At 42.6% G+C, this 25,355-nt stretch carries 21 protein-coding genes and 1 CRISPR repeat array; of the genes, 15 read left to right on the top strand and 6 right to left on the bottom strand.

Translation table 11 applies throughout. From position 1 onward, the window contains the following. Nucleotides 1-50: 50 nt before the first annotated feature. Nucleotides 51-1,679 carry a Na+/H+ antiporter NhaC family protein gene (locus ONT18_RS09750; protein WP_264905245.1) on the bottom strand — a complete coding sequence of 543 codons (1,629 nt, stop codon included), beginning with the start codon at nt 1,677-1,679 and terminating at the stop codon, nt 51-53. A gap of 222 nt (nt 1,680-1,901) precedes the next feature. Between ONT18_RS09750 and ONT18_RS09745 the strand changes: the two genes are divergently transcribed. The 4 genes from ONT18_RS09745 to ONT18_RS09730 all read left to right on the top strand — a co-directional run bounded on the left by ONT18_RS09745 (nt 1,902) and on the right by ONT18_RS09730 (nt 5,576). Then, a complete protein-coding gene (locus tag ONT18_RS09745; RefSeq protein WP_233401384.1) occupies nt 1,902-2,609 on the top strand; it encodes an SIMPL domain-containing protein in 708 nt (235 codons plus the stop codon). 91 nt (nt 2,610-2,700) lie between these two features. Continuing rightward, complete coding sequence (gene trxA / locus ONT18_RS09740) at nt 2,701-3,183, top strand: thioredoxin (protein ID WP_264905243.1); 483 nt, start codon at nt 2,701-2,703, stop codon at nt 3,181-3,183. A gap of 164 nt (nt 3,184-3,347) precedes the next feature. Next, nucleotides 3,348-4,655, top strand: a complete 1,308-nt coding sequence (gene eno, locus ONT18_RS09735) for a phosphopyruvate hydratase (RefSeq protein WP_264905240.1) — start codon at nt 3,348-3,350, stop codon at nt 4,653-4,655. Nucleotides 4,656-4,829: 174 nt separating this feature from the next. Next, complete coding sequence (locus tag ONT18_RS09730; RefSeq protein ID WP_254970685.1) at nt 4,830-5,576, top strand: ZIP family metal transporter; 747 nt, start codon at nt 4,830-4,832, stop codon at nt 5,574-5,576. Here ONT18_RS09730 and ONT18_RS17335 read toward each other — a convergent pair whose 3' ends face one another. Then, the gene (locus tag ONT18_RS17335) at nt 5,577-5,654 is read right to left on the bottom strand and encodes a hypothetical protein (protein ID WP_367379684.1); all 78 of its coding nucleotides are present in this window, start codon (nt 5,652-5,654) and stop codon (nt 5,577-5,579) included. Nucleotides 5,655-5,769: 115 nt separating this feature from the next. On the opposite strand from ONT18_RS17335, the gene ONT18_RS09725 reads away from it, so the two are divergent. Further along, a complete protein-coding gene (locus ONT18_RS09725) occupies nt 5,770-6,573 on the top strand; it encodes a KilA-N domain-containing protein (protein WP_264905238.1) in 804 nt (267 codons plus the stop codon). A 373-nt stretch (nt 6,574-6,946) separates the two neighbouring features. On the opposite strand, the gene ONT18_RS09720 is transcribed toward ONT18_RS09725, so the two are convergent. From ONT18_RS09720 to dapF, 3 genes are all read right to left on the bottom strand, one after another. Next, nucleotides 6,947-9,136, bottom strand: coding sequence for a glutamine synthetase III family protein (locus ONT18_RS09720; RefSeq protein WP_006849499.1), 2,190 nt, complete (start codon nt 9,134-9,136; stop codon nt 6,947-6,949). Between the two features lie 56 nt (nt 9,137-9,192). Beyond that, nucleotides 9,193-10,425: an LL-diaminopimelate aminotransferase gene (locus tag ONT18_RS09715; RefSeq protein ID WP_022120371.1), complete on the bottom strand. Its 1,233-nt coding sequence runs from the start codon at nt 10,423-10,425 to the stop codon at nt 9,193-9,195. 154 nt (nt 10,426-10,579) lie between these two features. Continuing rightward, nucleotides 10,580-11,425 carry a diaminopimelate epimerase gene (gene dapF / locus ONT18_RS09710; RefSeq protein ID WP_264905235.1) on the bottom strand — a complete coding sequence of 282 codons (846 nt, stop codon included), beginning with the start codon at nt 11,423-11,425 and terminating at the stop codon, nt 10,580-10,582. A 454-nt stretch (nt 11,426-11,879) separates the two neighbouring features. On the opposite strand from dapF, the gene ONT18_RS09705 reads away from it, so the two are divergent. The 10 genes from ONT18_RS09705 to ONT18_RS09660 all read left to right on the top strand — a co-directional run bounded on the left by ONT18_RS09705 (nt 11,880) and on the right by ONT18_RS09660 (nt 22,500). Beyond that, nucleotides 11,880-12,236 (top strand): P-II family nitrogen regulator, encoded by a 357-nt coding sequence (locus tag ONT18_RS09705; RefSeq protein WP_006849503.1) that lies wholly within the window; start codon nt 11,880-11,882, stop codon nt 12,234-12,236. Nucleotides 12,237-12,337: 101 nt separating this feature from the next. After that, complete coding sequence (locus tag ONT18_RS09700) at nt 12,338-13,606, top strand: ammonium transporter (protein WP_153084860.1); 1,269 nt, start codon at nt 12,338-12,340, stop codon at nt 13,604-13,606. 211 nt (nt 13,607-13,817) lie between these two features. Then, a complete protein-coding gene (locus ONT18_RS09695; protein ID WP_264905232.1) occupies nt 13,818-14,801 on the top strand; it encodes a helix-turn-helix domain-containing protein in 984 nt (327 codons plus the stop codon). Between the two features lie 76 nt (nt 14,802-14,877). Next, nucleotides 14,878-15,057 (top strand): hypothetical protein, encoded by a 180-nt coding sequence (locus ONT18_RS09690; protein ID WP_264905230.1) that lies wholly within the window; start codon nt 14,878-14,880, stop codon nt 15,055-15,057. Nucleotides 15,058-15,142: 85 nt separating this feature from the next. Beyond that, nucleotides 15,143-18,958 (top strand): type V CRISPR-associated protein Cas12a/Cpf1, encoded by a 3,816-nt coding sequence (cas12a, locus tag ONT18_RS09685; protein ID WP_264905228.1) that lies wholly within the window; start codon nt 15,143-15,145, stop codon nt 18,956-18,958. After that, nucleotides 18,951-19,694 carry a type V CRISPR-associated protein Cas4 gene (gene cas4, locus ONT18_RS09680; RefSeq protein ID WP_264905226.1) on the top strand — a complete coding sequence of 248 codons (744 nt, stop codon included), beginning with the start codon at nt 18,951-18,953 and terminating at the stop codon, nt 19,692-19,694. Before cas12a ends, cas4 begins: the two co-directional genes overlap by 8 nt. Continuing rightward, nucleotides 19,695-19,964, top strand: coding sequence for a CRISPR-associated endonuclease Cas2 (gene cas2, locus ONT18_RS09675; RefSeq protein ID WP_264905224.1), 270 nt, complete (start codon nt 19,695-19,697; stop codon nt 19,962-19,964). A gap of 176 nt (nt 19,965-20,140) precedes the next feature. Continuing rightward, nucleotides 20,141-21,212: direct repeats of the CRISPR family, unit length 36 nt; unit sequence GGCTAGTATGCTTCAATAATTTCTACTATTGTAGAT. 345 nt (nt 21,213-21,557) lie between these two features. Then, nucleotides 21,558-21,806 (top strand): DUF3791 domain-containing protein, encoded by a 249-nt coding sequence (locus ONT18_RS09670; RefSeq protein WP_264905222.1) that lies wholly within the window; start codon nt 21,558-21,560, stop codon nt 21,804-21,806. After that, nucleotides 21,806-22,291, top strand: a complete 486-nt coding sequence (locus ONT18_RS09665; protein WP_264905220.1) for a DUF3990 domain-containing protein — start codon at nt 21,806-21,808, stop codon at nt 22,289-22,291. The genes ONT18_RS09670 and ONT18_RS09665 overlap by 1 nt, the downstream gene beginning before the upstream one ends. A 2-nt stretch (nt 22,292-22,293) precedes the next feature. Continuing rightward, entirely contained in the window at nt 22,294-22,500 is a 207-nt protein-coding gene (locus tag ONT18_RS09660) for a DUF3791 domain-containing protein (protein ID WP_006848384.1), read from the top strand. Between the two features lie 610 nt (nt 22,501-23,110). Here ONT18_RS09660 and ONT18_RS09655 read toward each other — a convergent pair. Continuing rightward, the gene (locus ONT18_RS09655; protein WP_264905218.1) at nt 23,111-25,192 is read right to left on the bottom strand and encodes a VapE domain-containing protein; all 2,082 of its coding nucleotides are present in this window, start codon (nt 25,190-25,192) and stop codon (nt 23,111-23,113) included. Nucleotides 25,193-25,355 lie beyond the last annotated feature (163 nt).

Raw genomic sequence — 25,355 nt, 5'->3', positions numbered from 1 at the left:
TCTTCTACAAAGATATTGAAAATATTTCAAATATACAAATAAATTAAGAACTATTTAACTTTTTGGCGCTTATTTAAATAAAATAAAGCAAAACCAAGCATGGCAACACCGAATATCCACGAGATGATGGCACTCGTTACCATACCCAGCGTATGAGTGAATCCCGCCACAATGAAGGTGAAGAAACTCACACAGGCTACAGTCAGGGCGTAAGGCAACTGTGATGATACATGATGTACATGCTTGCATTCCGCTCCTGCACTCGCCATGATGGTGGTATCGCTGATAGGAGAGATATGGTCGCCACACACCGCCCCAGCCATACATGCCGAGATAGAGATGATGCGCAAAGGATCAGCACCAGGGAATACGGCGATGCAGATAGGAATCAGAATACCAAAGGTTCCCCAGGAGGTACCCGTTGCAAATGCCAGGAAGCCTGCTACCAGGAAGATGATGCCCGGAAGAAGCATCTGAAGTTCTGAGGCACTGCTCGCTACAACCGATGATACATATTCTGCCGCACCCAGCGAGTCGGTCATACTCTTCAGCGTCCATGCCAAAGTAAGAATCAGAATGGCTGGTACCATCGCCTCAAAACCCTTGATGAGACTACTCATCGCCTCATCGAAAGGTAAGGTCTTGCGAATGGTAAACATCATGATGGTAAGAATCAGGGCAGCCAATGAACCGATTACCAAGCCTACAGAGGCATTGCTCGCAGCAAAGGAATCTACAAAGTTGAGATAGTTGGCATTATCAGCATCGAAGAATCCGCCCGAATATACCATGCCCGCCATGCAGAAAATAATCAGCATGATGATTGGTATCACCAGGTCGCTCACGGTTCCCTTGTTCTTGGAATCCTCTTCCTGTTTGGCTCCCACACCATGCTCAACAATCTGCAGTTTGGTATCGCTCACCTCATCGAGCTTCCCGCCATTGGTTCGCTCGTACCATTCCTTCAGTCTCGCATCATACTTGCTCATCGCCTTGAAGTCGAAGCCCAGTATCACAATACCAAACATAAAGAGAATGGTAAAGAATGCGTAGAAATTAAAAGGTATCGCCTTGCAGAAAAGTGCCAGTCCGTTCTCACCTCCCGATACGAAGCCCGATACCGCAGCTGCCCAACTCGAGATAGGGGAGATGATGCAGACCGGTGCGGCTGTAGAATCGATGAGATAAGCCAGCTTCTCCTTGGTAACACCATTGCGCACAGCGATAGGACGCATCACCGAACCCACGGTAAGGCAGTTGAAGTAATCATCGATGAATATCAGAATGCCGAGCAGGATGGTAGCAATCTGTACGCCAACCTTCGAGTGTACGTGCTTGGAAGCCCAACGGCCGAAAGCTGCCGAACCTCCCGCCTTGTTCATCAATGAAACGATGCTGCCTAATACCACCAGGAATACCAGAATGCCCACGTTCCATGGGTCGGAAAGGCAATGTATCAAACCGTATGCCTTGGCATCATCGCCTTCACCTACAGTGTGATTTGTCAGGTGAACGAGGAATCCGTCGAAACCTGTTCCCATCGAAATGCAATATTGAACGGCACCCAGTATGATACCGATAAAAAGAGAAGAATAGACCTCCTTTGTCTTCAGCGCCAGAGCGATGGCGACGATAGGAGGCAGTAACGACCATGCGGTCCCAATCATGTTGTAATCCATTTTATTGTTTTTGGGCAAAGATAGTTTTTTTTGGTAATATATGCAAGCTTTTGGGCAGAAAAAATGGTGCTTATGGGTTGATATGGGCTGTTTTAGCATATTTTATCATTATAAAGTGTCGTTTTTCTATATTTTTATTGTATCTTTGAAAACTCAAATTGCAACTCAATCTGAGATAGAATGGAAACTCAATTTTAACAACTTAATAATGGAGGACTAATTATGAACATCAATTCTGGTATTAAGCAAGCCGTGATTTTAACCATAGGCATCATCATGCTTGGATTTTGTATCAAGTCGGGACTTGAAAGTGTGATTAGTAAAGACCGAAAGGTTGTAGTGAAAGGTCTTGCCGAAAAGGAGGTGGAGGCTGATAAGGTGACGTGGCCTATCGTTTCCAAGGAAATAGGCAATGACCTGCCTGAACTCTATCAAAAAATCAATGCCACCACGAGAACCATCAGAAACTTTCTGGTGGAGAATGGTGTTAAGGCTAATGAAATCAATGTGAATGCGCCTGTAGTCATCGACCTCAATGCTGAACGATATGGCGAAAACCGCCAGGGGTATCGTTATAACATTACTTCCATCATCACGGTTACATCGAAGAATGTGAAACTGGTTCGCAGTATCATTGCCCGTCAGGGTAATCTGCTTCAGAAGGGGGTTGCCATTGTGGATGGTGGTTACGAGAATCCGGTGAAGTATGAGTATGTTGCCTTCCGGCAGATGAAACCTAAGATGATGCAGGAGGCGATAGAGAATGCTGAGCAGACTGCTACCCAGTTTGCTGAGAACAGCAAGAGCAAGATTGATAAAATCATGAATGCTGACCAGGGCCAGTTCTCTATCGAAGACCGCGATTCCAATACCCCATATATTAAAAAGGTAAGGGTTGTTACTACCGTTACTTATTCTTTGAAGGATTAGGAGTAGTGATTAGTGAATAGTGATTAATTGTAATAAGAGGGTGGGTTATAGCCTAATGGCATACCCTCTCAAATTAAAACAACGAAAAACTATGAAGAAAATTATATTAGCAGCTATTTTATTTCTACCATTTCTTGTTTCTTGTACACAGAACAGGAAAGCACCTGCTGTTTCTCCTCAAACGACTGTAGGGAAGTCTGAGAAAACTGAAACTGCCAAGGTGCAATATCTCACCACATCTGATTTCAGAAAAAAGATTATGGATTACGATGCTCATCCGGATGAATGGGTATTCGCCGGTTCCCGTCCTGCCGTCATCGATTTCTACACCACCTGGTGTGGTCCTTGTAAGATGATGGCTCCCGTAGTGGAATCTCTCGCTGAGAAATATGCCGGCAAGATAGATTTCTATAAGGTGGATATCGACCAGGAGTCCGAACTTGCTTCTGTTTTCGGTATCAGCAGCATCCCTACCTTCCTCTTCATCCCCGTGAAAGGCAAACCATCTGTGCAGATGGGTGCTATGCAAAAGGAGGATTTCGAAGGACTGATTGATAAAATTAAAATAAAATGACAATTTGGTAGCATCTCAAATTTCCATGCCTCTCCTTACCTATATGTAGGTATTTTCGGGCGATACCTACTTTTGATGATGCCCGAAATTTGGAGATTTGTCAGATAATACCTAAATTTGCACTCGGAAAAAATGTTTAATGTAATTAAAAGTATTATAGAATTATGATTATTGAAAATGTTCATGCAAGAGAAATATTAGATTCTCGTGGCAATCCTACAGTAGAGGTTGAAGTTTCTTTGAAGTCAGGTGTCGTAGGTCGTGCATCGGTTCCTTCTGGTGCATCCACTGGCGAGAACGAGGCTTTGGAACTTCGTGATGGCGACAAGAACCGCTATGGCGGCAAGGGCGTCTTGAAGGCTGTGGAGAATGTGAATCAGGTAATTGCGCCTGCTTTGGTAGGTTTTTCTGCCTTGGAGCAGCGTGCCATCGATTATAAGATGTTGGAACTCGACGGTACCAAGACCAAGTCAAATCTGGGTGCCAACGCCATCCTCGGTGTTTCTTTGGCTGTGGCTCATGCTGCTGCTGAGTATCTCCACATCCCATTGTATCGCTATATCGGCGGTTGCAATACTTACACCCTTCCTGTTCCTATGATGAACATCATCAATGGTGGTGCTCACTCTGATGCGCCTATCGCCTTCCAGGAATTTATGATCCGTCCTGTGGGTGCTCCTTCCGAGAAGGAGGCTATCCGTATGGGTGCTGAGGTGTTCCATGCCTTGGCTAAGCTCTTGAAGAGCCGTGGTCTTTCTACTGCCGTAGGTGATGAGGGCGGTTTCGCTCCTGCACTCGATGGTATCGAAGATGCGCTCGACAGTATCTGCCAGGCTATCAAGAATGCCGGTTATGAGCCAGGAAAGGATGTGAAGATTGCCATGGACTGTGCTGCCAGCGAGTTTGCCGTTCAGGAAAATGGTGAGTGGTTCTACGATTATCGCCAGTTGAAGGATGGCAAGAAGAAGGATCCTAATGGTAAAAAACTGACTGCTGCTGAGCAGATCAAGTTCCTGGAAGAACTGATTACCAAATATCCTATCGATTCTATCGAGGATGGTCTTGACGAGAACGATTGGGACAACTGGGTAAAGTTGACCGCTGCCATCGGCGATCGTTGCCAGTTGGTAGGTGACGACCTCTTTGTTACCAACGTGAAGTTCCTGGAGAAGGGCATCAAGATGGGTGCTGCCAACTCTATCCTCATCAAGGTGAACCAGATTGGTTCTCTTACCGAGACACTGGATGCAATCGAGATGGCTCACCGTCATGGTTACACCACCGTTACTTCCCATCGTTCTGGTGAAACCGAGGATACAACAATTGCTGATATTGCCGTAGCAACAAACTCTGGTCAGATTAAGACGGGTTCTATGAGTCGTACCGACCGTATGGCTAAGTACAACCAGCTTATCCGCATCGAAGAGCAGTTGGGCAATAACGCAGCTTATGGTTATACGAAGTTGAAATAGAAGCGATGATATGAAATTGGAAAACACCAATTTCACCATAACAAAACATAATTAGTAATAACTGAATAGATCAGATACGAAATAGATGGGCATGGATGACTGTGAGGGTTGTCCATGCTTTTTTTCTTCTATGATATATCTGCATCTTCATGTGTTTAACTGGATATATTGATTATGACAAACGTATTGATTAGTGCAGCCGGACTTTGCGGTGCCACGATTATAGGTGCCATTCTGGGATTCTTCGTCAAGGAGTTGCCTCACAAATGGAACGACGCCGTATTGGGATATTGTGCCGGAATCATGCTGGCAGCTTCCACGTTGGGACTGATAGTGCCAGCCTTCGAACAGACCAGTCTTTGGTGGCTGGTAGTAATCGGCGTGATGGCAGGAGCCCTGTTCCTGAATGTGCTAGATCTGGTAACTCCCCATCTTCATCACATCACGGGACTAGACCCCGAGGAGCATCGCAACAATGCCCGACTCAGTCATGTGATGCTCTTTGTGATGGCGATAGCCCTACATAAACTGCCCGAAGGCATGGCGGCTGGAGTGAGTGTCTGTTCGGCAGAGGGAGCAACGGAGTGGGGCGTTTCTTTCGGTATCGCCCTGCAGAACATCCCTGAGGGAATGGTCATTATCGCTCCTTTGATGATGGCTGGTGTTACAGCAGTCCGCACCTTTTTTATATCCATCTTCATCGCCCTGCTCGAAGTGATAGGTATTCTGTTGGGTTTCGGTTTGGGTTCAGCCTCTTCCACCTTCCTCCCCGTGATGCTGGGCTTTGCCGGTGGCGCCATGCTCTATGTAACGAGCGATGAGATGATTCCCGAAACCCATGCCCATGGCTTTCAGAAGCAAGCCACCTACGCTCTTCTCCTGGGCTTCATCACCTTTGTGTTGATGGAGAAATGTGTGTAGTCAGATTCTGATGAGCAGCATATAGCAGAGGGCGCCTGCTGCTATCGACCACATCATATTCCTTTTCCATACGTGGATGAGAATGGTGAACTTGGTTTATTTTGCTGCTTTCTGTTGTAAATTTGTTGCAAAAGTGTTGTAAGTTTGAGCTTTTTTATTAATTTTGCAAGCACAAACCAAATATTGACAAAATATGGCAAAAATTATTGTAAATACAACAGAAGTTTCTGTTTTGAACCTAAATGGTGAGGACTATATCTGTCTAACAGATATGATGAAAGCAAAAGATGGTGAGTTTTTTGTAACAGATTGGTTACGTAATAGAAATACATTGGAATATATTGGAATTTGGGAGAAGATATACAATCCGAATTTTAATTATGGCGAATTCGCCATAATTAGAAATCAAGCGGGATTGAATCGCTTTAAAATAAGTGTTAAGGATTTTGTACAGCGTACTAATGCAATATCTCTTCAATCTAAAGCTGGTCGATATGGTGGAACTTATGCTCATAAAGATATTGCATTTGAGTTTGCGATGTGGATAAGTCCTGAGTTTAAAATCTATATGGTCAAGGAGTTCCAACGCTTAAAAGCAGAGGAACAAGCTCAATTGGGTTGGTCTGCTAAGCGTGAACTTTCTAAAATCAACTATCGCATTCATACTGATGCGATAAAGCATAACTTGATTCCTACTGAAATTACGCCTGCGCAAGCTTCTCTGATTTATGCAAATGAGGCTGATGTTCTGAATGTGGCAATGTTTGGTATGACTGCGAAGCAGTGGCGAGATCTGAACCCCGAAAAGAATGGTAATATACGTGATTACGCAACTGTCAATGAGTTGATTTGTCTTTCCAATATGGAGAATCTCAATGCGGTATTTATTGATCAAGGAATGCCACAAGGTGAACGTTTGGTTAAGCTTAATCAAATAGCAATCCAGCAAATGCGTGTATTGGAGGATGATGGGGATGATAGAAAATATTTGAAATGATGTTTGTAATTTTAAAATTGTAATGAATGATTGTGACAAATCAAAAGAATAAAAAGCGGTGGGCTTTACGAAAAAAGCGACACCCCTATGGGCACGAGATGTTTTCTATAGGGATGAATAGTTACGCGCACCAGTAAATGTAATTGTTAAAATGCATTTTTAAAGCTTCTAAAACAATAATAACTACTTGAAATACAGAAATATAAAAAAGCGGAGCGTGATTTCACAACCACACTCCGCGCAAACTTAAACAACCAATAAAAGAAATAGATTGATCGTTCAATTGTTATATCTGATGAAGAGTAGCTCTTGTTAGAGCTTTGTTTTTTTATCTGTCAGAAATATGTCTTATCTATTTTGAAGACATTGCTGATTAGCGGATGAACAGGAGTTCACGATACTTAGGCAAGGTCCAGAGCTCATCGGCTACTGTCAACTCCAACTTATCAATCTGATAACGGATTTCCTCCATCTTTGGAGCTACCGTGTCATGATAAGCTATCGCCTTATCGTGCTCATTCTCAATCTTGTTGGCTACCTTGCGGGCATTAACCAACTCCTCAACACCGGTCTCGATAATCTGAGTGCGCTCGGCAATCTTCTTGATGATATTGATGTTGCGGGCTGTCAACTTCTTACCTTCCTCGTCGCCGAAGATATCAATCATGTTCTCCACATTCTTAGCCAACTGGCTCTGATAGTGAGTAGCCACAGGGATGATGTGGTTCATGCTCAAATCGCCCATTACACGAGCCTCAATCTGAATCTTCTTGGTGTAGGTCTCCCATTTCACCTCGTTACGAGCTTCCAACTCGTTCTTCTTCATGACGCCCATATCCTCGAACATCTTGATAGATGCAGGGTCGAGATAACGCTCGAAAATCTTAGGACAGCTCTTCTCGCAGTCCAGACCACGCTTAGCAGCTTCCTCTACCCACTCATCTGAGTAACCATTGCCGTCGAAACGGATTGGCTTGCAGGTCTTCAAATCCTGACGAACGATATCGATGATGGCAGATGTCTTATCCTCACCCTTGGCAATCAACTCATCCACACGCTTCTTGAAGTCGGTCAAAGCCTCGGCTACGGCTGTGTTCAATACAATCATTGCTGATGCACAGTTAGCCTCAGAACCTACGGCACGGAACTCGAAACGGTTACCGGTGAAGGCGAATGGTGATGTACGGTTACGGTCGGTGTTATCAATCATCAACTCTGGAATCTCAGGGATATCCAACTTCATGCCCTGCTTGCCAGCTACGGTGAAGAGATCCTTCTTGTCGGCTTTCTCAATGTGCTCGAGAAGGTCGGTCAACTGCTTGCCGAGGAATGAAGAGATGATTGCTGGAGGTGCCTCGTTGGCGCCCAGACGATGCGCATTGGTTGCGCTCATGATAGATGCCTTGAGCAAACCGTTGTGCTTGTATACACCCATCAAAGTCTCTGTGATGAAGACTACGAAACGGAGGTTATCCTCTGGTGTCTTGCCAGGACCATGAAGCAGAATGCCTGTATCTGTAGCGAGACTCCAGTTGTTGTGCTTACCTGAACCGTTGATGCCTGCGAATGGCTTCTCATGGAGAAGTACGCGGAAACCGTGATGGCGAGCTACCTTCTTCATCAAGCTCATCAAGAGCATATTGTGGTCAACGGCAAGGTTGGTCTCCTCGAAGATAGGTGCCAACTCAAACTGGTTTGGTGCTACCTCGTTGTGACGGGTCTTGCAAGGAATACCGAGTTCAAGAGCCTGGATTTCCAAATCCTTCATGAATGCCTGAACACGCTCTGGGATGGCGCCGAAGTAGTGGTCGTCCATCTGCTGGTTCTTGGCAGAATCGTGACCCATCAGGGTGCGACCTGTCAGCATCAAATCAGGACGTGCTGCATACAAGCTTTCATCTACCAGGAAGTACTCCTGCTCCCAACCGAGATTGGAAATAACTTTCTTGACATCTGGGTTGAAGTAGTGGCAAACCTCTGTTGCTGCTACGTTTACAGCGTGCAATGAACGGAGCAATGGAGCTTTATAGTCGAGTGCCTCACCTGTGTAAGAGATGAAGACGGTAGGGATACAGAGTGTATCGTCGATGATAAATACAGGAGATGTTGGATCCCATGCAGAATAACCGCGAGCCTCGAAGGTTGAGCGGATACCGCCAGATGGGAAAGATGATGCATCAGGCTCCTGCTGAACGAGCAACTTGCCTGAAAATTCCTCGATCATACCACCCTTGCCATCATGCTCGATGAAGGCATCGTGCTTCTCGGCAGTACCTTCTGTCAGTGGCTGGAACCAGTGGGTGTAGTGGGTTACGCCATTCTCGTCAGCCCACTGCTTGATGCCTTTGGCTACGGCGTTGGCGATGTTACGGTCGAGACGTGCTCCGTTGTCGATGACGTCTACCAGTTTCTCATAGACATCTGCAGGGAGATACTTGTACATCTTCTGTCGGTTGAATACCTTCTTTCCGAAGAATTCACTTGGTCGCTCGCTAGGAGCGGTTACCTCAACAGGCTTTCTCTTGGAAGCCTCTGAAACAGCTTCAAATCTTAAGTTGCTCATACCTTATATATTTTAAAATTTTTGATATTCAATGTTTTTATAATCTGTTGGAACGTTTATTTTCCCAGCCATTTGGCTATTCTCTCCATGGCTTCCTTGCAGTCCTCATGCTCGCCGAAGGCGGTGAGTCGGATGTAGCCTTCGCCCGATGGACCGAAGCCGACACCTGGAGTGCAGACTACGCTGGCACCATAAAGCATCTCTTCGAAGAATTTCCAGCTTGGCGTGTTGTTTGGCGTCTTCACCCAGAGATAAGGTGCATTCTCACCGCCATATACTCTCAAGCCGAGTTTCTGGAGTTCTGCTCTCATGAAGTGGGCATTCTCCATATAGTAATTGATGGTTGCCTTCACCTGTTCCTTACCCTCTGGGGTGTAGATGGCTTCGGCAGCACGCTGGCTGATATAGCTTGTACCATTAAACTTGGTGCACTGGCGGCGGTCCCAGATAGGATTCAATGCCACTTCCTCACCTGCCAATGTCTTTGCCTTCAACTCCTTAGGAACGATAGTGTAACCACAACGCACACCGGTGAATCCGGCAGTCTTTGAATAACTGTGGAATTCTATCGCTACCTTTCTGGCTCCACGAATCTCGTAGATAGAATGAGGAATTGATGGGTCGGTGATATATGCCTCGTAGGCTGCATCATAGAGGATGATGCTCTCGTTCTTGATAGCATAGTTTACCCATTTTCTGAGTTCTTCTTTCGAGATGACCGTACCCGTAGGGTTGTTTGGATAACAGAGATAAATCATGTCCACACGGTGGTCTGGAATCTGAGGGATGAAGTCATCGCTCTCATCGCAAGGCATGTAGGTTACATTGCTCCACTTGCCGTTCTCGAAAATTCCCGCTCTACCTATCATCACGTTAGAGTCTATATAAACCGGATAAATCGGGTCGGTAACGCCGATGTTGTTATCCCATCTCAAAATCTCCTGGATATTTCCCGTATCGCTCTTGGCTCCATCGTTTACGAATACCTCGTTGGCGTCGAGATGAATGCCACGTGGCAGGAAGTCGTTCTTGATGATAGCCTCGCGGAGGAAGTCGTAGCCTCGCTCCGGACCGTAGCCTCTGAAAGAAGCCTGCTCAGCCATCTCGTCTACAGCCTTGTGCATCGCCTTGATGACGGCAGGGCAGAGAGGCTGGGTTACATCACCGATGCCCAGACTGATTACACGCTGCTTGGGATGTGCAATCTTGTAGGCGTTCACCTTCTTTGCGATGTCGGCAAACAAGTAGTTGTTGGCCAACTTCAGGAAATGTTCATTAACTAATGCCATATTTTGTTTCTCCTTTTATTTACGGTCATTATCGACCATTTGTTATTTAAGTTTGCGTTCTCTTTTTAAAATGTTGAGTGTTGAATGTTGAATGTTGACTTGGTGGGTGCAGCTAAATTCAACATTCAACATTCCACATTCAACACTCCCTATATTAACACTCCAACTGGATTTCTCCTTCGAATGAGAAGGCTGCAGGCCCTGTCATGTAAACATGATCATCAGCCTCGCTATATTCTATTTCCAGCGTACCGCCATCCATCACGATACTGCTTTTTCTGCCAGTACGCTTGGTAAGGGCTGCGGCTACGGCTGTGGCACAGGCTCCTGTTCCGCAAGCCATTGTTATTCCGCTTCCCCTTTCCCAAACTCGTGTCCTTATGGCGTCTGTGTCAGTTACTTGTGCAAATTCTATGTTGCATCTCTGGGGAAATGCCTTGTCTCTTTCCAGGATTTTACCATAGTGGGCGATGTCGATGGTGTCGATGTCATCCACGAAGGTAACGAAATGCGGATTACCCATACAAACATAGGTGCCTTCAAATTTTCTGCCGTCAGCTTCGAGCACCGAAGGGCCTATGAATTGCTCGGGATTTTCAAGTTTGGGTTCCAGCATGTCTACTGTTACCGATTCCACAACTTCTTTATTATCCTGAAGATGAAGTTTCAATATCTTGATACCCGAAAGTGTTTCCAGTCGGATGGTGTCCTTTCGGGTCAATCCTTTTTCGTAAAGATACTTACCGATGCATCGGCTTGCATTGCCGCACATCATCGCTTCTGAACCATCGGCGTTGAAGATACGCATCGAATAATCTGCTCTTCTGCCGTCGTGCGGCTTTCCGATGAGAACCAGTCCGTCGCTTCCTATGCCCGTGTGATAAGCACTCCAGGCAATGGCCGCCTTCTCTGGGTCAGGGATGTCGTATTGTTGGGTATCTACATATATATAATCGTTACCCGCTCCCTGCATCTTTGTAAAATGAACTGTTTCTTTCATCTGCGTTGTTCTTTATGTTTGAATACTCTTCTTTTATCTCTCATGTCTTATCTCTTTTGAGATTTGACTTTTTGCTAGTCTTTCGAATATTTCGATGACTATTTGTTTGATTTCGGTTGCAAAGGTACGACGATTTGTTGAAATATGCAAGAAAATAAATGCAGAAATCTTGATTATTTTTCGCTATCTTACAATTTGTATCATAAAATTGCTTTCTGCCTTACAAATTGTAAGGAGAATAGGATAAGCCTCGATAAATTTAAAATGTTCGATAAAAAGTAAAAGCGAAATGTTTTTGTTTTCTTTAAAATACTGACAAAATGTATTAATTTTGCAGCCGAAAACGAACATAATGTAAAAGAAAGGTTTAATTTGAATAGCAACCAATGAAGGTTCGTTTTCGAAAAGAGACAATCAATAGAAGTATTAACACATTATTAATTATTAAAGGATTATGAAGAAGATTGAGGCAATTATCCGCAAGTCAAGATTCGAGGATGTCAAGAAGGCGCTTTTAGCAGCAGACATCGAGTGGTTCTCTTATTATAATGTAAGAGGTGAGGGCAAAATGCGCCAGGCTCGCATTTACCGTGGTGTGATGTATGATACCAGCAGCATCGAGCGTGTGCTTCTGAATATTGTGGTTCGTGACAAGAACGTGGAACCTACCATCGCCGCCATCCAGGGCGCTGCACAGACCGGTGAAGTCGGAGACGGCAGAATCTTCGTGATTCCTGTACTCGATACGGTAAGAATCAGAACCGGCGAACGTGGCGACATCGCATTGTATAACGCTGAGAAAGAGGAATAATTTAAAATGTTGAATGTTAAGTGTTGAATGTTGAATTAGGCATTCTTACTTATCTTTAATAAATATTATTTAGTATTCTAATTTAACTATAAGATATAAGTATGAGCAGTTTATTATTAACTACACTTGATACGGGTAACACAGCGTGGATGATCATGGCAACCATCTTGGTGCTTTTGATGTCAATCCCGGGTATAGCACTTTTTTATGGTGGTTTGGTGCGCCAGAAGAATATTCTCAGCATCTTGATGCAGACGGTTTTCATCGTGGCAGTAGTCAGTCTGATATGGGTAGCCTTCGGTTATTCCTGGGCATTCTCTACAGAATATGCCGATTCGGGCAATCCTCTGGCTTGCGTCATCGGTGGTTTCGATAAATGTTTCCTTCACGGCATCGGCTTGGATGCCATCATGCCAACAGGCATTCCGGAGCTCACCTTTGCAATGTTCCAGTGCATGTTCGCCCTCATTACTCCAGCCTTGATTCTCGGTGCCTTTGCCGAGCGTGTTAAGTTCAGCGGATATGTACTTTTCACCATCCTCTGGGTTATCATCGCTTATCTTCCAATGGCCCACTGGGTATGGGGTGGCGGTTTCCTGCAGGAGATGGGAGCCATCGACTTTGCGGGTGGTACCGTGGTTCATATCAATGCCGGTGTAGCTGCTCTGGTCATGGCACTCTGTGTAGGCAAGCGAGATGATTACCGTGCAGGTCATCCTATCACACCTCACAACATCACCTTCGTGTTCATGGGTATGTCATTCCTCTGGTTGGGATGGTTCGGTTTCAATGCCGGTAGCGGATTGGCAGCTGATGGTCTGGCAGCCAACGCCTTCCTCGTAACTCATATCGCAACAGCAGCGGCAGCCACTACCTGGATGCTCATCGACTGGATTGTGAACAAGAAGCCAACTACGGTAGGTGCTTGTACCGGTGCTGTTGCCGGACTGGTAGCCATCACTCCAGCAGCCGGCAGTACCGATATTTTCGGAGCTTTCTGCATCGGTATCATTTCCACCATCGTCTGCTTCTTCATGGTAGCGGTAGTAAAGGAGAAGTTCAAGTATGATGATGCCCTCGATGCCTTTGGTGTTCATGGTATGGGTGGTATTCTGGGATCTATCCTCACTGGTGTCTTCGCCACTCAGTATGTAACAGGAGCCGAAGGTGTACAGGGTGCCCTCTATGGCGACTGGCATCAGCTTTGGATTCAGGTTGTAGCCACCGTGGTAAGCATCATCTACAGCGTTGTAGTTACCTACATTATCTTCAAGGTAGTAGATAAGAGTGTAGGTGTACGTGTTGACAAGCGAGTAGAGGAGGAAGGTCTCGACATCTATGAGCATGGTGAAAGTGCTTATAGCAACTAAGATAGAGAATGAATATATGTATAACACCTTGACTGTATGTTTTGTATGGTCAAGGTGTTTTCTATTATAATAATGTGTAAACCTGATTTTGCCTAAATTCTTCTTGTTATTTTATCATTTGCCTGCTTTTTTATGTTAAATCTTATAAACGCTTAGTTACAAAATCAATTCTTTTTCTTATATTTGTCAACAAATTAAAGAGTAGACAATTATGATTAATGAATCATTTTCTATAAGATTGCGGGAAGCGCGACAGATGATGGGGCTCAGCATGGATAAACTCGTAGAGCGAACCAACGGAGCCATCACCAAGCAGAGCATCTCCCGATATGAGAAAGGCATCATGCGCCCTAAGCGTGATGCCCTGCAAGCCATAGCCAAAGCCCTCAATATCAGCGAGGAATATTTCGAAGGAACCAATCTCAAGATAGATATGCCTATGCTCCGCACCACCTCCAATGGCAAGTTGCCCGAAGACGAGTTGCAAGCCCTTGAAGCGAAACTCTCGTTTTGGGCAGAGCAGTATCTTACGAAGGAGAAAGAAGCAGGCTTTCCTACCCGGTTCAAGAATCCGGTAAAAGGCACCAAGGTATCAACCCTTGAAGATGCCATCCATGCTGCCGACCTTCTTCGTGAGAAGTGGCATTGTGGTGATGGTCCCATCGCCAGTATCCTGAGACTCTTGGAAAGAAAAGGTATCATGATACTTGCTGCTAATCTTCCAGAGTATGTCTTCGGAATGAGCACCTGGGCAGATAAGAAGCATCCGCTGATGATTCTCGATTTCAATCCGGAAAAGAGCAGTGTAGAGAAACTTCGTTTCACGGCAGTTCATGAACTGGCTCATCTGCTTCTCCTCTTCCCGGAAGATAGTCCGCTGAGGCTGGAGAAGCGTTGTGATCTCTTTGCCAGTTTCTTCCTTCTTCCTAAATTGGCGCTTATCGAAGAGTTGGGTTCCAAGAAGCGTGAGAAGATAACGCTGGAGGAGATGATCGACATCAAGGAACTGTATGGCGCATCTCTCGCCGCATCCATCATTACCGCCAGAGATTACGGCATCATCACCACCGAGTATAAACGGGCATGGTATGCCGAGCATATAGAGCCTAATCCCCGTGAAATAGGTAATGGCCACTATGTGTTTCCCGAGACATTGGGAAGGGAGAAGAGAGTCAATTCGATAGTAGATTCGTGAATGTTGAATGTCGGTGTAAATGTCAGCATTTGATGATATTTAAAATAGGAAATACTAATTCTTAACAGTGTTAGATATGAAGCAAAATAATAATGAACAAATCGTCTTCGATATGTTCGAAGAGGTTGCAACCGAAAGCATCGTTGAGGCTCGGAATGCATACACCTATGAAGAAATAGATGGGTGCTATCAGGAGGCGAAAGTGATTGCTGATAAGGCAAGGATGAACTTGCTGGAAAAAATGGGAGGTACATAATAATAACTCCTACCGGAAAATCGGAAATTCAATTTTGTTTTTTCGTAGTAGTAATTAGTTAGTGAACATTTTAAAAGAGAATTATATGAAAGAAATTAAAGAACTAACAGGCTTGTATTCTTTAACTAAGACTATTGGGGTAGAATTAAAGCCAGTGGGTAAGACGCACGAGCTCATTGAAGCTAAAAAGCTTATTGAGCAGGATGATCAGCGTGCCGAAGATTACAAAATAGTAAAGGATATTATAGATCGTTATCATAAGGATTTTATCGATAAGTGTCTTAACTGTGTTAAAATCAAAAAAGATGATTTAGAGAAATATGTGTCATTGGCAGAAAACTCTAATAGAGATGCTGAGGATTTTGACAATATCAAGACCAAAATGCGTAATCAGATAACTGAAGCATTCAGAAAGAATTCTTTATTTACTAATTTATTCAAGAAAAATCTCATTAAGGAGTATCTTCCAGCTTTTGTAAGTGAGGAAGAGAAGAGTGTGGTGAACAAATTTAGCAAATTTACCACTTACTTTGATGCGTTTAATGACAATCGTAAGAATTTATATTCTGGCGATGCCAAGTCTGGTACTATAGCTTATCGACTTATTCATGAGAATTTGCCGATGTTTCTTGATAATATTGCATCCTTTAATATAATTTCTGAGACAGGAGTAAATGAGTACTTTTCCAGTATAGAGGCAGAATTTACTGATACTCTTAACGGAAAGTATCTGGCTGATCTTTTCCAGATTGACTATTTCAACAACACACTTACTCAGAAAAAGATAGATAACTATAACTATATTGTAGGGGCAGTCAATAAAGCTGTAAATCTCTATAAGCAACAGCACAAAAATGTTCGCATTCCATTGCTCAAAAAAATACATAAAATGATTTTGAGTGATAGAGTTACTCCGTCATGGTTGCCTGAACGTTTTGAAAGCGATGAAGAGATGCTGACTGCCATAAAAGAAACTTACGAATCTTTGAAAGATGTTTTAGTAGGTGATAATGATGATAGTCTTCGCAACTTATTGCTCAATATCGATAATTATGACCTTGATCATATTTACATTGCAAATGATTCCGGATTAACTTCCATTTCACAGAAAATATTTGGATGTTATGATACTTATACTTTGGCTATTAAATACCAACTACAAAGAAAATATCCTGCTACAAAGAAGCAAAAAGAAGCTCCTGATTTATATGAAGAACGTATAGATAAATTGTATAAAAAAGAGGTTAGCTTTTCAATAGCTTATCTTAATCGATTTGTCGATACAAATGAGCATATCACTATTAATGAATATTATAGGCAGTTGGGCTCCTATTGTCGTGAAGAAGGAAAAAGTAAAGATGATTTCTTTAAGCAAATTTATGGCGCTTATAGTGATATGTTGTATCTCTTCTCTGCGGAACATGGCGAAATAGCCCAGTCAGACTCAGATACTGCAGTCGTTCAAAAGTTGCTCGAAGCCTATAAAGGGTTACAACGCTTTATTAAGCCTTTATTAGGTCATGGTGATGAAGCTGATAAAGACAATGAGTTTGATGCAAAACTTCGTAAAGTGTGGGATGAACTCGACATCATTACACCGCTTTATGATAAGGTACGCAATTGGCTCTCTCGTAAGATATATAACCCTGAGAAAATAAAGCTATGTTTTGAGAATAATGGCAAGTTGTTATCTGGATGGGTTGACAGCAGAACTAAATCCGATAATGGTACTCAATATGGAGGGTATATCTTCAGAAAGAAGAATGAAATTGGTGAATACGATTTCTATTTGGGTATTTCTGCTGATACAAAACTGTTTCGTCGTGATGCTGCCATCAATTATGATGATGGTATGTACGAGAGATTAGATTACTATCAGCTGAAATCAAAAACTTTACTCGGAAAAAGTTATGCAGGAGACTATGGACTGGATTCGATGAATTTGCTTTCTGCATTTAAAAATGCTGCAGCTAAGTTCCAATTTGAAAAGGAAATGATTCCTAAAGATAAAGAGAATGTGCCAAAATATCTCAAGCGCCTAAAACTGGATTATGCAGGATTTTATCAAATTTTGATGAATGATGATAAGGTTGTTGATGCTTATAAAAGTATGAAACAGCATATTCTTGCGACATTGGCTTCTTCGATTCGTGTACCTGTGGCAAAAGAATTAGCTACTCAAACAGAATTGGGTATTGACGAATTGATTGATGAAATAATGAATTTGCCGTCCAAATCATTCGGCTATTTCCCTATTGCTACAGCAGCAATAGAAGAAGCTAACAAGAGAGAGAATAAACCTTTGTTTCTTTTTAAAATGAGTAACAAGGATCTTTCTTATGCAGCAACAGCTTCTAAAGGGTTAAGAAAAGGTCGAGGAACAGAGAATCTTCATACAATGTATCTCAAAGCTCTTCTGGGGATGACACAGAGTGTTTTTGATATAGGAAGTGGTATGGTATTCTTTCGTCACCAGACTAAAGGTTTGGCAGAAACAACAGCGAGACATAAAGCTAATGAGTTTATTGCTAATAAGAACAAGCTCAATGACAAGAAAAAGAGTATTTTTGGCTATGAGATAGTGAAGAATAAACGTTTTACGGTAGATAAGTACCTTTTTAAGTTGTCTATGAATTTGAATTATTCGCAACCAAATAAATTTGATGTAAATTCTAAAGTTCGTGAAATAATTAGTAATGGAGGTATAAAGCATATTATTGGCATAGATCGTGGTGAACGTAATTTACTTTATCTGTCTTTAATAGATCTGAAGGGAAATATTGTCATGCAGAAGTCTCTCAATATTCTCAAGGATGATCATAATGCAAAGGAAACTGATTATAAAGGTTTGCTGACAGAACGAGAAGGAGAAAATAAAGAAGCTCGCCGCAATTGGAAGAAGATAGCGAATATCAAAGACTTAAAACGGGGTTATTTAAGTCAAGTAGTCCATATCATTAGTAAAATGATGGTAGAATATAATGCAATTGTTGTACTTGAAGATTTGAATCCTGGTTTTATCAGAGGTAGACAAAAAATCGAGCGTAACGTATATGAGCAATTCGAAAGAATGCTAATTGATAAGTTGAATTTTTATGTTGACAAGCATAAAGATGCCAATGAAACGGGAGGTTTGTTGTATGCACTTCAGCTTACTTCTGAATTTAAAAATTTCAAGAAAAGTGAGCATCAGAATGGATGTCTTTTCTATATCCCAGCTTGGAATACTAGTAAAATAGATCCTGCTACTGGTTTTGTAAATCTCTTTGATACGAGATATACGAATGCAAATAAGGCGCTTGAGTTCTTTAGTAAATTTGACGAGATTCGTTACAACGAAGAGAAAGACTGGTTTGAGTTTGAATTTGATTACGATGAATTCACTCAGAAGGCGCATGGTACACGTACTAAGTGGACGCTCTGTACTTATGGTATGCGTTTGCGTTCATTTAAAAATCCCGCAAAACAATATAATTGGGATTCTGAAGTAGTAGCGCTGACCGATGAATTCAAAAGAATTCTTGAAGAAGCAGGTATTGATATTCATGAGAATCTAAAAGATGCGATCCGTAATTTGAAAGGTAAAAAACAAAAGTATCTCGAACCTTTGATGCAGTTTATGAAATTGCTGCTACAATTGCGTAATAGTAAGGCTGGTACTGATGAAGATTATATCCTTTCTCCAGTTGCCGATGAGAACGGAATATTCTACGATAGTCGTTCTTGTGGTGAACAACTTCCTGAGAATGCGGATGCTAATGGTGCTTACAATATCGCTCGCAAGGGACTGATGCTGATTGAGCAAATCAAGAATGCAGAGGATTTGAATAACGTCAAGTTTGATATATCCAATAAGGCTTGGCTCAATTTTGCACAACAAAAGCCATATAAGAATGGATGATTATATTCAGCTTTCAACGTTGAATGACTTTATCTTCTGTCCGTACTCCATATACTTGCATAGTGTGTATATGGAGTCGGACGGAGATTTATATAAAGCCGCTCCACAGACCAAAGGTACTCTAGCGCACCAAGGCGTGGATGAAAAGAAAGGGAGTACTCGAAAGAAGGATAGCTATACAGAGGATACCATCAAGCAATGTGATGCTGCATTAGTTACTTTGCCAGACGTTGATGAATACAATCAGTTGATGGGACTTGAAGGAACTGTTGCCAAGACATATTTTTCTGCATATTACCAGAATCAAAACTGGAGAGGAAGACATCCAAGAATGAAAAGTGATGTGCTGAATGTGACACTGGATATTGGTTACTCTATCCTATTCAACTTTATGGAAAGTTTCATTCGTATGTTCGGATTTGATCTGTATGTTGGTGTGTACCATCGATTATGGTTCAAGCGCAAATCATTGGTATGTGACTTGATGGAACCTTTCAGGTGTATCATTGACCATGCTGCATTGTTGGCGTTTAACAGAAAGCAGTTTTCAGAGAAAGATTTCACTCTTATAAAGCAGGAATATCATTTGAAATATGAGAAGTGTGCTGACTATTATAGAGTGTTTTATGATGAATTGATTGCTCGTAAAATGGACATATTCAAGTTCGTTCAGCAATACTATCGTTGTTTTATGGGTTGTAAGTCTGTAAAAGAGTATCCAATATTTGAGTTTTAAATGATAATTGTTAGTTATGACATATCGAATGACAAGATGCGTACCAACTTTTCTAAAATGCTGAAAAGTAATGGTGCCATTCGTCTTCAGTTTTCTGTGTATGAGGTAAGGAATACAAAGAGAATTGTGGATAATCTTGTGGCTAAGATAGAGGCTTATGCTAAACACTTCACAGCAGATGATAGCATAATTCTCTTTGATGTTGATTCAGATAAGCTTACTAAGTATGGTAATACAATTCATAGGGACCAAGCTATAGTCTATTTCTGACTTAGCAAACCTTGGTCTTTATATTTTTGTAATAAAGCGTGTAACTTGCTTATTTACAGGTCGTTCTTTGAAATGTTGTACCCAATATTATGGGAAGGGGTGGTAATACTCTTTAAAAAGATATGCAGAAGATTCCTTTATTTAAAGGATTTTTTGTATCTTTGCAATCGATAAGCGGCTAGTATGCTTCAATAATTTCTACTATTGTAGATCGAAGAATCTAATAAATCTATCATAATCTGGCTAGTATGCTTCAATAATTTCTACTATTGTAGATTGATGGTTGCCAACTTACAGATGATATTATGGCTAGTATGCTTCAATAATTTCTACTATTGTAGATTGTGGAAAGATTGAAGGATGAGCAAGGTAGGCTAGTATGCTTCAATAATTTCTACTATTGTAGATTCCGGTGTCTCTGCTTGCCAATACTGCCGGGCTAGTATGCTTCAATAATTTCTACTATTGTAGATTATCCAGACTTCATTATCACACTCGCACCAGGCTAGTATGCTTCAATAATTTCTACTATTGTAGATATAAAAAACGTAAGGGTATATAATAATGGCTAGTATGCTTCAATAATTTCTACTATTGTAGATGATTTAATAACCCTCGGAATATTACTCGGCTAGTATGCTTCAATAATTTCTACTATTGTAGATTAGTCTAATCATAATTTTTATCGTTTAGGGCTAGTATGCTTCAATAATTTCTACTATTGTAGATAGAGTGACACCACGGCTATACCTTGCCATGGGGCTAGTATGCTTCAATAATTTCTACTATTGTAGATACGATAGCTTATGAGGAGTGGTTGGCCCCTGGCTAGTATGCTTCAATAATTTCTACTATTGTAGATAGGAAATAAATCACACCTTCCTGCATAAGCGGCTAGTATGCTTCAATAATTTCTACTATTGTAGATTTTGGTGTTGTTATGAGTTGCTGCATAAGGGCTAGTATGCTTCAATAATTTCTACTATTGTAGATTGCTTCCCTTAATCACCCTTAGGGCAGTCGGCTAGTATGCTTCAATAATTTCTACTATTGTAGATTACAATCGGCTGTTAATGGTTATAAGACGGGCTAGTATGCTTCAATAAATTCTACTATTGTAGATTGTGGTGTCGGCTTCGCCGTCCGCTTTGGCTAGTATGCCTCATAATTTCCACTGTTGTAGATGCATTGCCCAAAAGAGGCAAAAGGCTAGGCTAGTAATTTCCCACAATTTCTACTATTGTAGATAATTCCATAAAGGTGCGATTTGGTTTATAGCCTGAAGGCAGAAGTTACATCTTGTTGAAGATGGGGTAAAGAAAAAAGTGGTTGCTCGGAAATTTCGAACAACCACTTTTGCTATGTTTTAGAGAGTAAAAACTTAGGAGAAGGGGAACGGCTTATTCTACCTTCCAACTCACCAAGATTCTTCTGCCTCTAGAGAGAAGTTTACTCCTACTTTTATGATTCTTCTTCCATCACCAGCAAAGATTTTGGCAAAATCGGGCTATTTTTCTTTATTTAACTCCGAAATTGAGTGGAATGTCAGAGAAAATCTTTAAATTTGCATTTAAATACAATATTTTGTAAAGAATGGAAGATAGAGAACTATTACAGAAAAGTGACCCAGAGTTTGACCGCCTCGCCTTTACGGTGTTGGCTATCGAGGCTTCGGCACAAAAAATGGGTATATCGCCGTCTGAAATGAGAAAGCGATTGGATAAGGTGGGGCTAATCAAGAGTCTCATTCAAGATTGCTATGACACTCTACATACCGAGAGCCGGGAAGCTGTGGCAAGTGATGTGGTTGAAGCTCTTAAAAATTGGGAAAGAAAAGAATAATGGAAAAGCAAATATTATATCATGGTTCAAATGTCATTGTTGAGCATCCTTTAGTAAGCATTGGAAGAAAGGACTTGGATTTCGGTCCAGGATTCTATCTTACGCCTTTGTTTGAACAAGCTTCCAAATGGGCTGTCCGTATCAAGACCATCAGACGAGCCAAGCAAGCTATAGTGAACACCTATGAGTTCGCTATACCACAAGACAGCAAGGTAAAACGATTTGATGCTTACGATAAGGAATGGCTCGACTTCATTGTTGACAGCAGAAAAGGAAAGCAGCCTTGGAGTGGGTATGACATCATTGAAGGAGGAGTGGCTGACGACCGTGTAATTGATGCAGTAGAAGCCTATATCAATGGCTATGCAGATGTTGAGCATACTCTTCGCCAGTTGGTTTATCACAAGCCCAACTATCAGATTTGCATTTTAAGCCAGGAGATAGTTGATAAGTATTTACAATTCAAATCATATGAAAGGATATAATTATGTTGGATTTCTTATTATGGAATAAAATCGCTCGTATCATAAAGCAGTTAGCCGACACGCTGCATATATCAACCGACAGAGCTTTACAGATATTCTATGACTCTGATGTTTGCCGTATGTTACATGACAAAGAACTTGGCTTGCATCTAATGAGTGATACATATATTGTAAATGACTTGATAGAAGAGTTAAGGAATAAGCAATAGCAAAACGTTGGATAATTAGAGGAGGAAGATTATTTGTACTGTAGCACCTTGACTGTATGTTTAGTACGGTCAAGGTGCTATCTTTATGTAATAATGTGCAAATGTGTCTCCTTCAGCTATCGCATTCGACTCCTTCAGTTATCGCATTCGACTCCTTCAGCTATCGCATTCGTCTCCATCAGCTATTGCATTCGATTCCTTCAGCTATCGCATTCGACTCCTTCAGCTAATGCAGCCGTCTCATTCTGCTAACTCAGTCGTCTCCTTCAGCCACCGCAGCCGTATGTGTCAACTCAATGAAGTAGATGAAGTCGTGAAATGAAGTAGATGAAGTCGTGAAATGAAGTGGATGAGTTCGCATAATGAAGTTCATGATTTCTGCACAATTGCCAATACATGCAAAAGGTAAAGCAAAAAGTGGTTTACTCCTACCTTTATAATTCTTATACGAAAATGTTTTTCTATTCTTATTGCCACATCTATCACCAATGCATTTAACTCTCTGATTATAAATGAATAATGCGTGGCAGTAAGCGGTATTTCTGTTGCCACCTAATGCCACGCATTGCCACACTCTTTTTATGAGAGAATGAGATGGAAGGTGAGTAGGTTATTTCCTAACTACCAGATACTCAGTACCAAATCTTGTTCTTCGGTTCTTCAAACCTTCAATATTCTGAAGTTCTCTGCCCAATTTCTGTATACTCGAAACCTGGAGAGAAGAGCCGAATTTCTGCTTCAAAATGTCGAAAATGGCGGCTGCCATCAGATATTCGCCATTTTCCGGGGTACTTGCAGGCTCAAAAACCTGCAGAAAACATTGCTTGATAGGGGAAATCTGCTCAAATTGTCTGTTATATTGCATGATGATGGCGGTTTCCTTGGCGTCGAAATAGGATTTTTCGCCACGCTCCAAAGCTTGCATCGCCTGCGCATAAAGCTGCTCATAGTTCAGTCTGCCACTCACATCGATAGGTCCCGTCAGTTCTACTCCCAGGAAACGGCGGTTGCCGGATGGGTCGGAAAGAATATCGGTCATGTTGCTCGTGGCGATGAAGGAGGCTAGACGAGGAAATTCCTGTACATGACTTCCGTATGGCGGCTTGATTTTCACCGTAGGCAACTGCAGCAGATTCTTCAGAAATCCCTGCTGCACCTGTGGTGAAATCTGATTGAACTCATCGAGATTGATGAGCAGAAATTGTGACATCGCCTGCAATACCTGACGCTTTTCTGACAGAATCATGTTGTCGCTGAAGCCCCACGACAGTTCGGTAGGGATGAGACGGCGGCAGAAGGTGCTCTTGTTGTAACCTTGCTTGGAAATGAGCAGCGGCATGGTACTGTTGCCATATTGACGGCGATACATGCCGCGCCACTGGTCAACCATTCCCAGAAACCAGGTGTAAAACCAGTCTTCCCAATGAGGATTGTTGGTGGGTACGGTTCGTGCCAGGGCACGGATGCGGTCCTTACCATCCCATTTTCCCAGACAGTCATAGAGATAGGACTCTATTGGGCTGTAGTTTCTGATGCGGTCTGACTCTAGAAAATTCCTTACATCCTTGATGCTTACGTGGATGTCGGCTATCTGAACATCCAGCGTCATGCTTTTCTGCACACGGGCATCCACCGGTCTGAAATCGCCAACCCATGAATTGTTCGGGCGGTATTCGGTATATTTCATCACGGTATTGTAACGGAACTGGTACCGGCTCTCCAGGTATCTGATCATCTGCAGAATTTCGGCACGGCCTTTTCTGCCTGAGCCTGATTTCTCTGTCTTCCTGTCTTTGGAATGGGTATCGTAAGCGGTGCCCACTATTTGGCGGAGTTTCTCTTCTGTCACATGTCCCCAGTTGTTGCGGCGGATATGGATGAAAGCTTCTTCTTCGCTGAGACCCATGTTGCAGAGCTTGATGGCGATGGCTGAGAAACAGGCAAGGAACCGGTCTTCATCGTTCTGCCATGAGATGTTGGCTTTTTTCATCTCTTCCTTCGTCTCTTCTGCTGCCTTGCGGTAAAGAAACTCATAGTCATCGTATGTCTTTAAATCGTCTACATTCTTAGGGGCTGAGGCTACCTTCTTCATATTTTGGGAGATGCGCATCGCCACAGCCTTGCTGTTATAATAAGGAGAGGCATCCAGCGTAAGCATGAAGTTGGATGCCAATGATGGCTTTTCGGGTTTGATGGCTGCCTGTACCTGCGACTGGTAGAGCGTCTTTACCTGTTCGTAGGCAGACTGGTAGAGTAAGTCGGCGTCGGCTTCTTTTGTCGGGATTTTTCCTTCTTCGTTGCAGATGCTTACGAGTACGATGAGGCTTCTGCCGTCGGCTCCTTCGAAGGCAGCGAAGGTCATCGGCAGCAGACTGACCGTCTTCTTGACGGCATCTTTTTCCTGCTCCGACATGAGGTTGATGAAGTGGAGCATCACCAGCCCGTTTGATTTCTGGAAGACGAGATTGCCGCTTTCATCCTTGTTGAATTCTGCGGCTGGATAAACGTGTTGCCATTCCTTGACGCCTTTGTAGTACTGGTAGTCGGCCTCCATGAGCGGCACACTCATTCTGAAATTGGTGACACTCTGTTTGGCATCATCTTTAGCGATGCGCTCCAGAAACCGTTCTATGGTTTTCGAACTGACCATCAACTTGTTCTGCTTGTTGATTCTTGTTATAGTAAACTTCATATTTCTGTTAATTTATTGATAGGGTGATACTTAGGATTGCCGATGGTTTTGCCCAGCTTTGCCCAAGGCGTTGGGTAAATGTGCCCGACTATGCCGGGCACTCGTGCCCGTTGTCTCGGTCATCCGTGCTCAATTGAAGCAATAGTCCCATGAGTTGTAAGCA

This window comes from Segatella copri, assembly GCF_026015295.1.
Classification (GTDB): domain Bacteria; phylum Bacteroidota; class Bacteroidia; order Bacteroidales; family Bacteroidaceae; genus Prevotella; species Prevotella copri_C.
Note: the sequence above shows the minus strand (reverse complement) of the source record. Positions and strands in the feature narration are given on the sequence as shown.

Coding starts and splice junctions, on each gene's coding strand:
- ONT18_RS09695 (WP_264905232.1), top strand. CDS start 13,818: ATGATTAATGAATCATTTTCTATAAGATTGCGGGAAGCGCGACAGATG.
- ONT18_RS09700 (WP_153084860.1), top strand. CDS start 12,338: ATGAGCAGTTTATTATTAACTACACTTGATACGGGTAACACAGCGTGG.
- ONT18_RS09670 (WP_264905222.1), top strand. CDS start 21,558: ATGGAAGATAGAGAACTATTACAGAAAAGTGACCCAGAGTTTGACCGC.
- ONT18_RS09715 (WP_022120371.1), bottom strand. CDS start 10,425: ATGGCATTAGTTAATGAACATTTCCTGAAGTTGGCCAACAACTACTTG.
- ONT18_RS09725 (WP_264905238.1), top strand. CDS start 5,770: ATGGCAAAAATTATTGTAAATACAACAGAAGTTTCTGTTTTGAACCTA.
- ONT18_RS09665 (WP_264905220.1), top strand. CDS start 21,806: ATGGAAAAGCAAATATTATATCATGGTTCAAATGTCATTGTTGAGCAT.
- ONT18_RS09660 (WP_006848384.1), top strand. CDS start 22,294: ATGTTGGATTTCTTATTATGGAATAAAATCGCTCGTATCATAAAGCAG.
- ONT18_RS09750 (WP_264905245.1), bottom strand. CDS start 1,679: ATGGATTACAACATGATTGGGACCGCATGGTCGTTACTGCCTCCTATC.
- ONT18_RS09690 (WP_264905230.1), top strand. CDS start 14,878: ATGAAGCAAAATAATAATGAACAAATCGTCTTCGATATGTTCGAAGAG.
- ONT18_RS09730 (WP_254970685.1), top strand. CDS start 4,830: ATGACAAACGTATTGATTAGTGCAGCCGGACTTTGCGGTGCCACGATT.
- cas2 (WP_264905224.1), top strand. CDS start 19,695: ATGATAATTGTTAGTTATGACATATCGAATGACAAGATGCGTACCAAC.
- trxA (WP_264905243.1), top strand. CDS start 2,701: ATGAAGAAAATTATATTAGCAGCTATTTTATTTCTACCATTTCTTGTT.
- cas4 (WP_264905226.1), top strand. CDS start 18,951: ATGGATGATTATATTCAGCTTTCAACGTTGAATGACTTTATCTTCTGT.
- cas12a (WP_264905228.1), top strand. CDS start 15,143: ATGAAAGAAATTAAAGAACTAACAGGCTTGTATTCTTTAACTAAGACT.
- ONT18_RS09705 (WP_006849503.1), top strand. CDS start 11,880: ATGAAGAAGATTGAGGCAATTATCCGCAAGTCAAGATTCGAGGATGTC.
- eno (WP_264905240.1), top strand. CDS start 3,348: ATGATTATTGAAAATGTTCATGCAAGAGAAATATTAGATTCTCGTGGC.
- ONT18_RS09745 (WP_233401384.1), top strand. CDS start 1,902: ATGAACATCAATTCTGGTATTAAGCAAGCCGTGATTTTAACCATAGGC.
- dapF (WP_264905235.1), bottom strand. CDS start 11,425: ATGAAAGAAACAGTTCATTTTACAAAGATGCAGGGAGCGGGTAACGAT.
- ONT18_RS09720 (WP_006849499.1), bottom strand. CDS start 9,136: ATGAGCAACTTAAGATTTGAAGCTGTTTCAGAGGCTTCCAAGAGAAAG.
- ONT18_RS09655 (WP_264905218.1), bottom strand. CDS start 25,192: ATGAAGTTTACTATAACAAGAATCAACAAGCAGAACAAGTTGATGGTC.